The organism is Micromonospora sp. MH33 (genome assembly GCF_003013775.1).
Classification (GTDB): Bacteria; Actinomycetota; Actinomycetes; order Mycobacteriales; family Micromonosporaceae; genus Micromonospora; species Micromonospora fulviviridis.
In genome coordinates this window covers 1-9875 of record NZ_MUYZ01000262.1, presented here as the reverse complement: position 1 = coordinate 9875, position 9875 = coordinate 1, and the positions used below count along the sequence as shown (strand labels likewise).

Annotated in this window: 12 protein-coding genes, 1 tRNA gene and 1 pseudogene; 9 read left to right on the top strand and 5 right to left on the bottom strand. The window is 70.2% G+C overall.

What is annotated here, in order from left to right; genetic code table 11:
• Positions 1-267: 267 nt before the first annotated feature.
• From B0E53_RS28305 to B0E53_RS37130, 3 genes are all read left to right on the top strand, one after another.
• A complete protein-coding gene (locus tag B0E53_RS28305) occupies positions 268-819 on the top strand; it encodes a dihydrofolate reductase family protein (protein ID WP_107078807.1) in 552 nt (183 codons plus the stop codon).
• A 168-nt stretch (positions 820-987) separates the two neighbouring features.
• A tRNA-Ala gene (locus tag B0E53_RS28300) sits at positions 988-1061 on the top strand.
• A gap of 597 nt (positions 1062-1658) precedes the next feature.
• Positions 1659-2957, top strand: coding sequence for a hypothetical protein (locus B0E53_RS37130; protein WP_146167795.1), 1299 nt, complete (start codon positions 1659-1661; stop codon positions 2955-2957).
• A gap of 8 nt (positions 2958-2965) precedes the next feature.
• On the opposite strand, the gene B0E53_RS28285 is transcribed toward B0E53_RS37130, so the two are convergent.
• Positions 2966-3322 (bottom strand): transposase family protein, encoded by a 357-nt coding sequence (locus B0E53_RS28285; RefSeq protein WP_210406247.1) that lies wholly within the window; start codon positions 3320-3322, stop codon positions 2966-2968.
• Between the two features lie 254 nt (positions 3323-3576).
• Here B0E53_RS28285 and B0E53_RS40260 point away from each other — a divergent pair, with 254 nt between their 5' ends.
• Complete coding sequence (locus B0E53_RS40260; protein ID WP_281492918.1) at positions 3577-3906, top strand: metallophosphoesterase; 330 nt, start codon at positions 3577-3579, stop codon at positions 3904-3906.
• Complete coding sequence (locus B0E53_RS28280; RefSeq protein WP_281492919.1) at positions 3842-4390, top strand: metallophosphoesterase; 549 nt, start codon at positions 3842-3844, stop codon at positions 4388-4390. Before B0E53_RS40260 ends, B0E53_RS28280 begins: the two co-directional genes overlap by 65 nt.
• 21 nt (positions 4391-4411) lie before the next feature.
• On the opposite strand, the gene B0E53_RS28275 is transcribed toward B0E53_RS28280, so the two are convergent.
• On the bottom strand, positions 4412-4876 hold the full coding sequence (locus B0E53_RS28275; protein ID WP_107078805.1) for a DUF1579 family protein: 465 nt from the start codon (positions 4874-4876) through the stop codon (positions 4412-4414).
• Between the two features lie 189 nt (positions 4877-5065).
• Positions 5066-5977: a LysR family transcriptional regulator gene (locus tag B0E53_RS28270; RefSeq protein WP_107078804.1), complete on the bottom strand. Its 912-nt coding sequence runs from the start codon at positions 5975-5977 to the stop codon at positions 5066-5068.
• A gap of 70 nt (positions 5978-6047) precedes the next feature.
• Between B0E53_RS28270 and B0E53_RS28265 the strand changes: the two genes are divergently transcribed.
• Entirely contained in the window at positions 6048-7154 is a 1107-nt protein-coding gene (locus B0E53_RS28265; protein WP_107078803.1) for a TDT family transporter, read from the top strand.
• A gap of 183 nt (positions 7155-7337) precedes the next feature.
• On the top strand, positions 7338-7667 hold the full coding sequence (locus tag B0E53_RS28260) for a hypothetical protein (RefSeq protein WP_107078802.1): 330 nt from the start codon (positions 7338-7340) through the stop codon (positions 7665-7667).
• A 477-nt stretch (positions 7668-8144) separates the two neighbouring features.
• Here the strand turns inward: B0E53_RS28260 and B0E53_RS28255 are convergent, their stop codons facing one another.
• Positions 8145-8336, bottom strand: coding sequence for a general stress protein CsbD (locus B0E53_RS28255; RefSeq protein WP_107078801.1), 192 nt, complete (start codon positions 8334-8336; stop codon positions 8145-8147).
• Between the two features lie 232 nt (positions 8337-8568).
• On the opposite strand from B0E53_RS28255, the pseudogene B0E53_RS28250 reads away from it, so the two are divergent.
• Together B0E53_RS28250 and B0E53_RS28245 are read left to right on the top strand one after the other, a co-directional pair.
• Positions 8569-8691, top strand: a pseudogene (locus B0E53_RS28250) (sigma factor); the annotation flags it as partial.
• A 13-nt stretch (positions 8692-8704) separates the two neighbouring features.
• Entirely contained in the window at positions 8705-8887 is a 183-nt protein-coding gene (locus B0E53_RS28245; RefSeq protein WP_210406246.1) for a hypothetical protein, read from the top strand.
• Positions 8888-9050: 163 nt separating this feature from the next.
• On the opposite strand, the gene B0E53_RS28240 is transcribed toward B0E53_RS28245, so the two are convergent.
• A partial coding sequence (locus B0E53_RS28240; protein ID WP_107078800.1) for a DUF4352 domain-containing protein occupies positions 9051-9875 on the bottom strand: 825 nt, incomplete at its 5' end.

The window sequence follows — 9875 nt, the reverse complement described above, 5'->3', positions numbered from 1 at the left end:
CCCGGCGCGAGGCGCAGCGCCGGCTGGCCGCCCAGCGCGAGGCGGTCCGGCGTACCGCCATGGGGCTGGACCGGCCCGCGGACCTGCCGCCCGCCGCGAGCGGCGGCTCGGTCTCCTACCGCCGGGCGGGTGGCCTGCGGGGGCGGCCGTACCAGAGCGGGCGGGGCGCCTGAAAATTTTCTGGCCGGTGATGTCGAATCCGGTCAGGGTCGTTCGACGGGTTGGTGAAGGCCGGTGCGGAGCCGGCCGCCGACAGGGGAGCTTCTGATGGCCAAGATCGTGTCGAACTTCTTCATCTCGCTGGACGGTGTCGTGGAGCGGCCCGAGCAGTGGCACTTCCCCTACTTCGACGACGAGATGGGCGCCGTCGTCGGCCGCGGGGTGGAGGCGACCGCTGCGTTCCTGATGGGGCGCACGCAGTACCAGGAGTGGTCGGAGTACTGGCCGAACCAGGCCGGGGACGACATCGACTTCGCGTCGTTCATCAACTCGGTGCCGAAGTACGTGCTGTCCAACACCCTCACCGAGACGACCTGGCAAAACTCGCACCTGATCTCCGGCGACTCCGACCAGGTCGCGGCGCGGCTGCGGGAGATCAAGGAGCAGACCGACGGGGAGATCGCCATGTCGGGCGGCGCCACCACGGTCCGGTGGCTGCTCGCCAACGGGCTGTTGGACGAGCTGCGGCTGCTGGTCCACCCGATCGCCGTGGGACGCGGCCAGCGCCTCTTCGAGGACACGCCGACCTACCCCCTGCGCCTGCTCAACAGCGCCACCCTCAAGAGCGGCGTCCTCAACCTGACCTACGCCCCCGCCTGAATCGGTCGTCCCGCGATCTTGGCGGGTTTGGGCACCTCTGGGGGCCTATTCCCGCCAAGATCTGCTCGGGCGGTGGGGCGGTTCGCTTCGGAGGCGCGGAACCTGTTAGCCTTGTCGCCGGCCCGCCTGGTGCAAGCCGGGTGGGACCGACGCTGGTACGCCAGCGGAGGGGCTGTGGCGCAGACCGGTAGCGCACCTCGTTCGCATCGAGGGGGTCAGGGGTTCAAATCCCCTCAGCTCCACCCAGTTCAAAGGCCGTTTCCCATGGTGGGGGACGGCCTTTTTCGATCTTGTACAGCAGCGAAGTACAGCAGTCATCGACCGCACAGGCGATGGGCTGGCCGCGAGCTAATCCGGCAGCGGTGTGGGTGCATCGTGAGGTAGATCAGCCCCTGCTCCTCGTGAACCGTGCAGCTCAGTTCGTAGGGCTCGGCAGCGCCGATGCGGAAGACTCGCCGTCGGTGTTGATGTGTCGGATGTCGACCTGCTCGCCCCAGGCGACCAGCCAACCTTGCGGCCGGTCGGGGTGCGCGGGCGGGCGTGGTGACAGTGATCCGGGAGGCGGCGGCGTGGACGGAGTCTTCCAGGTCGCGCTGCCCCCAGCCGTGGAAGGTCTGCGAATCCGCACGGTCAGCCCGCTCCTCGCGCATGACGACGGTGTCTTCGCCGCGCCCGAGCAGCGGCCTCGGCCGCGAGGCGATCGGCGGTAGACAGCGGACCAGACGGGCCAATCGACGGATTGACTGGCCACTCAGCCATTGGTGATGATCACATCACCGGTGCTCACCTGATGCGCCGACCTTCGCGTCCCACTCGCTTCTCTCGATGGGCGGCCCAGCATGGATACCTACTCCGAACAAATCTCCCGCTGGACTCTCGATCATCTACCGGCGCGCATAACCGAAGCGCTTAACAGCCTTGCCGCGTTCGAGCGGCTCGCCGCTGACATGAGCCATCGTCTCGCTGCGCTGCCAGCCCGCCCGGACCACGTGCCCACGCTGACATGTCGGCGACTACTCGTCGATCTCGGCTTTTGGGGCAGCGCTCTGGTGCGACTCGCACTAGTCCACAGCCGCACTGACGCTGTGCTCGATAGTACGACGGCTGGCGACCTTTCTTTCCGCCATTATTACGCCCGACTCGCCGTCCGATCTGCTACCGGGCACCCACCGTGGCAGTCGTTCACGTCGATCATCATTTGGAACGTTCCTACGGTCGAGGTCCGCCTCGATGGCGACCTGCACAGCCGGTCCGAGGGCATATTCGACGGCCCACGGGTGCGTACGTGGACCGGCACTGCCAGCGAAGTGATGCTGTGGGAACTATTCAAAGTCGGCGCGGCGCTCGGCTCTGCCGCCAACAGATCGCTGGACCCGATCGTTTCTGGCGCGGTGTCAGCGCTGTCGGAAGAGTCACTGTCGCGTCTGCTCGCTAGTCACGCGTTCCTACGGAGCTTTCGTCAGCGGATGGTGAACTTTGCCCGCGGGCAAGATCCACGGGGAGAATTCTCCATTGACGTTTTTATGAATCAGATCCGACAGTTCGGTGTGCCGTGGCAATCCAAGGCGGAGGCTCCAAGCGGCCCACATGATGTGGAGTCGCTGGCGCGGGACGCCATATTCGGTATGCCACAAATCCGACATGAACAATGGCGGCGCGATCGGTCCAGGTCGATGATGTCCGTTGAAGGAAGGCGCTTGGAACAGGCGGCCGAAGCGCCGACACTCGCCGAGGTCATTCAGCGGAGCGCGGCCAAGACGCGACCATTCGACGACCTGACCGTGTCCGTCCTGGTCGCGGCGCACGACATTTACGAAGAACGGCGGAAGCTGTCCGCAGCTCACTACGGGATAGCCCGCAAAATGCTGTACCGCCCGCAACGTGCGCAATCGTCGGACCGTGCTGGCATGCCCACGTTCGCGGTCGACAACTCTCAAGGCATCACAGGAATGTCGGATCATGACGTCCAGAGGTTCGACCATGCGCGCCGCGTGAATCCGCTGGAGAACGTCTTGGCCGCGCTGCCATCCGACGAGATCAGCCATGCCCGCAGCCTTATTCAGGAGTCGTTGTCCACCCACTCTGTATCAGTTACGTTGCGACACCCCGGCACCGCGACATCCTGCGCCCAGGCTTAGCTCGATGTTCAAGTGCGGCACGAGCACGGAGAGGGGTTCGATGTAGGTAGATCCTCTTGATGTGGTGCTGTGCAGCAGATGAAGGGGTTGTGGCCCTTCGGCGTCGCCCTGCCGTTGCACTCGAAGTGGGTCAGGTGCAGGGCCGCGGCGACGATGTCACCGATGCGGCGTGGGCTGACCGTCGTATGGCGTAGCGTTTTCCAGCGTCCGATCAGGATCGCGAAGCCGCGTTCTCTTTGCCAACGCAGGCCGCGTAGTGGTCGGTTGTAGGCGCGGTTATCAGGTGCGAGCCGGCGGCCGTCGCCAGGTTGCTTGACCGGGGTCCTGATGCCGTGGCCGGCGCTTTCATAGCCGGAATCGGCCAGCGTAGGCAGGTCAGCCGAACCGAGCCGAGAGGCACATCAGCAGAGCATGTGACCTCGGTGGCAGCCCGACCAGACCACGGTGCAGCCAGTTCGCATCGAGGGGGTCAGGGGTTCAAATCCCCTCAGCTCCACCCAGTTCAAGGGCCGTTTCCGCTCGTCGGAGACGGCCTTTTCGATCTTGTGCGGCAGCGCGGCGGGTCAGCTTGCCGGAAACGCGTGATCCGGCCTCGGCGAGCGTCGCTGCCGATGGCGTGGTGACCGGACCACTCAAGGGTGATTGGTGCTTTCGCGGCGGCCTTGACGATGCGCACTATCGGTACATGATGATCATCGCGCACATCAGCGACACCCACCTCGACGGGAGTGAACGTGCCCTGGCCCGTACCCGGCGGGTGATGCGTTACCTGCGCGGCTGCGACATCGACCTGATCCTGGTCTCCGGCGACCTGGCCGACCACGGCGAGATCCCGGAGTACCAGGAGGGTCAAGGCCGAACTCGTCGCCGACGTGCCGGTGCTCATGCTGCCCGGCAACCACGACAACCGGTCGGCATACCGCAAGGTGCTGCTGGGAACCGACGGTGACGCGCCGATCAACCAGCTTCACCGGGTGGGTGACGTGCTGTTCGCCCTCTGCGACTCCACCATCCCCGGCCGCGACGACGGTCGGCTCGCCCCGGAGACCCTGGACTGGCTGCGCGGGGTCCTGGCCGAGGCTGAGGCGCCCGTCGTCGTCGGACTGCATCATCATCCGATCCGTCTGCACAATCCGCTGGTCGACAGCATCCGGCTCGGCAACGCCGACGAGTTCGCCGCGATCGTCCGGCAGGCCCCCGGCGTTGCGGCGGTCCTCTGCGGACACGCCCACGATGCCGCCGCGGGGTCGTTCGCCGGTCGGCCGCTGCTCGCGGCGCCCGGCGTGGTGTCCACGTCCCGCTTGCCGTGGACCACCACCGACGAGCTCACGTGGGCCAACACCGCCGACCTGACCGACCCGCCGGGCGTGATGTTCCACGTCCTCGACGACGAGGGCACCCTCACCACCCACATTCGGACGGCTCCCGAGTGACAGGGTGAGCGGGCCCCGAGGTCAGGCGCGGCTCACCTCGGCGACCATGACCGGATAGGGCCCTGCGGGCATCTCGGCGGTGGCCTGGTCGGCCGGGATCACGTTGTCCATCCGCATGCGCAGATGCCCGGCGTCTGTCGTGTCGAACACGATCCGCCACGCCCAACCGCCGCCGTACTCGCCCCTCAGCTCGAACGTCCCGTCGGTTCCCGGGCCGCCGGTCAACGACATCGGCGTGGGCTGCTGGTGCCACGAGTCGCCCCACATGGCAACCAGTGAGCCCTCCTGGTCGCCGGCCCCGATGACGAGCAGGCCGTCCTGCGTCCCGTCGTCCGGATGTGTCCAGGAGTAGGCGACCGAGGTCAGGTGCCCACCGGCTGCCGTCGTCACGGTGATCGTGGCCGGCGACCCGGCGAGCGGGTCGGCCGGCATCAACCGGAACCCGTTGGCGCCCGACCAGGAGCCGGCGAAATCGGCGAGGATCATCGGCCCACCATAGGCCCGCGTGCGGCGCGCGGGGGCTGCTGTTCGCGGTCACGTACGTCGACGCCGGCGCTGCTGCACCGCGCGCCGATGTTCGCCGCCGCTGTCGCCACCGTCGTCCTGGCCGGCTGGCGGTGTGGGACGGGATACGCGAGCGGAGGCACCCCGACGAGGCGCCCTAGCGGTCCCGGCTCACCTGTGCCGTCGGGCGATCGCGTGCAGGTCCCGCGCCGGCCCGGTGAGCTGCCGTCCCGCCGGCCACACCGCCCGCAGTCGGCGGCGCAGGTCGAGCCCGTCGACCGGCACCGCGACCAGCGCGCCGGCGGCCAGTTCGGTGCTGACCGCCAGCGAACTCAGCACGGCCGGTCCACTTCCCGCCCCGACCGCGTGCTTGATCGCCGTCGTCGAGGAGAGTTCGAGGACCGGCGCGGCGAACTCGCCGACCCCCTGCTCGCGCAACGCGCTCTCCAACGCCCGGCGGGTGCCCGAGCCCGCCTCCCGGGCCACCAGCGGCGCGGCGGCCAGCTCGGCCGGGGTGATGCCGCGGCGCCGGCGTGCCCACCGGTGGGAAGGGGCGACGACCACCGTGAGCCGGTCCGTGGCCACGGTGTCCGCGTCGAGCCCGCCCGGCAGGTCGGGGCCCTCGATGAAGCCGAGGTCGGCCCGGTCCGCGAGGAGCCGGGCGGCCACGTCCGCGGAGTTGGCGGCCTGGAGCGTGACGGCGAGGTCCGGCTGCCGTACGCGCAGTGCCACGAGCCACGCCGGGAGCAGGTACTCGGCGACGGTCTGGCTGGCCGCGACGGTGAGCCGGCTCTCCTTCGTGACGCGCAGCGCCTGCACGGCGGCGGCGAACGAGTCGGCCGCGTCCACCACGGTGCGGGCCCAGTCGGCGATCAGCGCGCCGGTCGGGGTGAGGGCGGACCCGCGCGGAGTGCGGTGCAGGAGGGTGAGGCCGAGCCGGCGTTCCAGGTGACGGAGGCGGGCGCTGGCCGCCGGTTGGGAGATGCGGTGTTCCGTCGCGGCCTGGCCGATGCTGCCGAGCCGGGCGACGGAGAGCAGCAGGTCGAGGCTGCTCAGGTCGGTCACCTGCGGCGGCAGAGGCATAGGCAGAGGTTATGGCTCGGTAGGGGATCGCCGCCTACCGGGTCGGCTCCGGCGGTCCGAGGGTTGGCGTATGAACAGCCTGCACCAGCCGCCCGTTCTGCCGCGTCGCCCGGAAACCGCCACCCACCTCGGCCCGAACTGGTTCGCCTCGGTGATGGGCACCGGGATCGTGGCCACCGCCGCCGCCGGTCTGCCCGTGCACCTGCCCGGGCTGCGGTTCGTGGCGACCGTCGTCTGGCTCGCGGCGGCGGCGTTGCTGGTGGCGCTGGTCGCCGCGTGGGTGGTGCACCTGCGCCGGGACCGGAAGACCGCGCTCGGATACGCCGCCGACCCGGTCATGGCGCAGTTCTGGGGCGCGCCGCCGATGGCGCTGATGACCGTGGGTGGCGGCGCGCTGCTGCTCGGGCCGGCGCTGATCGGGGAGTCCGCCGCCGTGGCGGTCGACCTCCTGCTGTGGGGCGTCGGGACCGGCCTGGGCCTGCTGACCGCGGTGGCGATCCCGTACCTGATGATGACGCGGCACCGGATCGGGCCGGACGCCGCGTTCGGCGGCTGGCTGATGCCGGTGGTGCCGCCGATGGTCTCGGCCGCGAACGGCGCGCTGCTCGTGCCGCACCTGCCGGCCGGGCAGCCCCGGCTCGACCTGGTGATCGCCTGCTACGCGATGTTCGGCGTCAGCCTGGTCGCCACCCTGGTCATCCTGCCGCAGCTCTGGAACCGGTTGGTCGTCCACCGGGTCGGCGCCGCCCGGATGGTCCCCACCCTGTGGATCGTGCTGGGGCCGCTCGGCCAGTCGATCACCGCGGCGCACCTGCTCGGCCGGGCCGCCGAGGGGGTGCTCCCCGAACCGTACGCGGCCGGGGCGCAGATGCTCGCCGTGCTCTACGGCGTACCCGTGCTGGGGTTCGCCCTGGTCTGGCTGGCCCTGGCGGCCGCTATCACGCTGCGCACCGCGCGCGCCGGGCTGCCCTTCTCGCTCACCTGGTGGAGCTTCACCTTCCCGGTCGGCACGCTGGTCACCGGAGTCACCGGACTGGCCGCCCGGGCCGGCTCGACCATGCTGACCGCGCTCGCCGTGCTGCTGTACGGACTGCTGGTGGCCGCCTGGACGACGGTGGCCGCGCGCACCGTCCGCGGCGCCTGGCACGGACACCTGTTCCTACCGCCGGCGAGGTGAGTGCCGCCGGGCGCGGGTGCACGCCCGGCGGTTCCGTCAGTCGTCGCTTCTAAGCTGCAACGTCAAGCGGCCCGCCACCTGAGTCGGCTGTCCGTCGCACTTCGCTTGCACCGCATCAAGGTGCCGGAGCTGGTTCTCCCGAGCGCGCCGGCGGGGCTGCAGAAAGCACCGGGATGGACGCCGATGCGCACCGAGCTGGTGGTCGGGGTGGTCGTGCGCGGAGCGCTGGTGGTCCGCTTTGGCGCCGGTTTGGGGCTGGTGCGCGTCGGCTTCGGCGTCGGTTTCGGGGTCGGGGTCGGCTTGCTCGTCTTCGCTACCGGGCTGGGCGACTCGGCCGGAGTCGTGGTGGCCGCCGACGGGGAGACCGATGGCTCCTCCACTGCGTGCAGCGCGGAGGCGGAGGCGGCGGCGCCGGCCGCCGGCTTCTTGTCATCCGAGCCTCCGATGGCTGCGAGACCACCGCCGCAACAGCAGAGCAGAAGCACGCCGAGGAAGCCCCCGGCGATCTTCTGACCATTCGTCAGGGCACGCCGTTGACCCTTCCTCACGCCGCCGTGGATCGACCCAGGTGGAGCGGGAGGCGGGAAGCCCTGCTGGTTGCGTCCGGCGGGCGGCACCTGCGCCATCGGGTACGGCGGGACCGCGCCGAACTGGGCGGTCGGCTGCTGGTGGGGCGGCGGTGGAGGCGGTGGCGCCTGCCCGTGCCACGGGTCCTGCGGGGGTGGGTACGTCACGCCTCTCAGTCTGCTTGCGGCCTCAACAATTGCTAGCGGCCAATCGGCACGCTCGGTGTCGACGTCTCGACCCCCTGTCATGTCGGAACGTCCCGACCGGTTGCCCGGAGCGACGAGTGCTGATCCGCTACCCGGCTCACCGGAAACGCTGGTCAGCCGGGTTCAGGGTCGGACGGGCGTCCGATCGCTGACCGTCAGCCCATACCCGGTGGCCCCGGCGGGTTCCCGCCACCGGGGCCGGCGAGACCGGCACACCTCAGCCGGAGAAGTCGTCCCGCGCGTCCCGGGCGTCCTGCTGGACGTGCTCACCGGGTCGCTTGCCCCGGATCTCGTCCTGGCGCCGCACCTCGTCCGCCTCGGACCGCTCGTCGCGGGTCATGTCGCCCAACCGTGCCCGGGCCGGGCCAGCCAGGTCCTCGAGGTCGTCCTTCGCCCGTTCGACGCTCATGCCGCCTCCCCTGTCGCCAGAGGGCGCCGTCGCGCCCCACCGCCAGCGGCGTCCCCGGCCGTCGGGCGCTGAAACCCGAGGCGGCCGCAGGCTGCGTTCCGCTCGACCGGGGCGATGAGGGCATGGACGGTTTCCGCAGGGATTGCTCGTGCGCGGCGCTGCCGCCGGCTCCACTGCCCCGGGTGTATGAGGCGAGTGGACGCGTCTGCGCGCATGATCAATGATGGGGCAAATGTCGCTCCGCACGCACGAGGCCGACCTGTTCGAGAGCGCCAGGGGCCGCTTGGAGGCGATCGCCTACCGGCTGCTGGGATCGGTCGGTGATGCGGAGGACGCGGTGCAGGATACGCGATGGGATCATCCAGCGCGTGACCCCCGACGATCGGGTCACGTCCACCGTCATCACGGGCCGGAGCGCCGCCCGCACCAAGGAAATGATCTGCGCCAGCGCGGCCTGGAGCGTCTCCCACCCGACCATGATGATGCCGAGCCGCCGCCGCCACCTCGCGGTCACCGACGCAGTGGAGACCCGACTCGTCACCCGGTCGTGACGAAGATCGTTGCCGGCGTGGAGTTGCCGGTCGGAGGTCGTCCGGCACGGCCCGGTAACCGAGCAGCCGCGCCCAGCGGCCCGGTTCATACCGGCGGGATCCGCGAAAAGCCGACGGGGGCCGGCCCCGGGCGGGACCGGCCCCCGTGCGAGGGCGTCGCGGGTCAGGGCTTCCAGGAGCCCGCGGTACGCAGGTGGTGCTCGTACTCCAGCGTGCCGTTCTTGTCCTTGACGTCGAAGATGAGCTGGCCGCTGCGCTTGCTGCCGGTGGGCAGGTTGTTGCCGGAGCCCATCAGCTTGCCGCAGCCGGAGAAGGCGCCGCCGACGCCGCTCTCCTCGGCGCCGTCGGTGCCGACCCACTTGAAGAAGAACGGGTTGATCGAGCCGGTGCCCTTGGTGACCTCGGCGGTCACGTCGGCGATCAGGTACATGCCGTTCTTCGGCCCCGGCATGAACTCCTGGCAGGCCTTGTCCTTGGTCCGGAAGTTGCCGACCGTGATCTCGACGGTGCCGTCGTCGTCGTTGACGATCAGCGTGTCGCCGGACGGCATGTTGAAGGTCTCGCCGTCGGTCTTGCCCGGCTCCGGCGTCGCCGAGGTGCCGCCGGTCGGGGAGTCGTCGACCGGGTTGCTGTAGGTGACCGCCGGGGTGGGCAGGTTGTCGATGGCGTCCTTGGTCTTCTTCGCGCCGCTGTAGATGGCGAAGATGCCGCCGCCGCAACAGAGCAGCAGCATGACCGCCACCACGATGCCGACGGTGATCCAGACGTTCTTGTTGGACTTCTTGGCCGGCGGGCCGAACTGCCCGGGCGCGGGCGGGTACGGCCCGGTCGGGTACGCCTCACCCGGGGGCGGCGGGTACTGCCCGGGCGGCGGCGGGAACGCCGTGCCCCCGGTCGGCGGGTACGGCGGCTGCCCCGCGGCCGGCGGCGGGTACGGCGCACCGGAGGTCGGCGGCTGCGGCGGGTACGGCGCACCGGACGTCGGCGG

Excerpts from the sequence above, each read along its gene's own strand:
- B0E53_RS28265 (WP_107078803.1), top strand. The coding sequence starts at position 6,048 with ATGAACAGCCTGCACCAGCCGCCCGTTCTGCCGCGTCGCCCGGAAACC.
- B0E53_RS28260 (WP_107078802.1), top strand. The coding sequence starts at position 7,338 with ATGCGCACCGAGCTGGTGGTCGGGGTGGTCGTGCGCGGAGCGCTGGTG.
- B0E53_RS37130 (WP_146167795.1), top strand. The coding sequence starts at position 1,659 with ATGGATACCTACTCCGAACAAATCTCCCGCTGGACTCTCGATCATCTA.
- B0E53_RS28280 (WP_281492919.1), top strand. The coding sequence starts at position 3,842 with ATGCTGCCCGGCAACCACGACAACCGGTCGGCATACCGCAAGGTGCTG.
- B0E53_RS28275 (WP_107078805.1), bottom strand. The coding sequence starts at position 4,876 with ATGATCCTCGCCGATTTCGCCGGCTCCTGGTCGGGCGCCAACGGGTTC.
- B0E53_RS28305 (WP_107078807.1), top strand. The coding sequence starts at position 268 with ATGGCCAAGATCGTGTCGAACTTCTTCATCTCGCTGGACGGTGTCGTG.
- B0E53_RS28270 (WP_107078804.1), bottom strand. The coding sequence starts at position 5,977 with ATGCCTCTGCCGCCGCAGGTGACCGACCTGAGCAGCCTCGACCTGCTG.
- B0E53_RS28255 (WP_107078801.1), bottom strand. The coding sequence starts at position 8,336 with ATGAGCGTCGAACGGGCGAAGGACGACCTCGAGGACCTGGCTGGCCCG.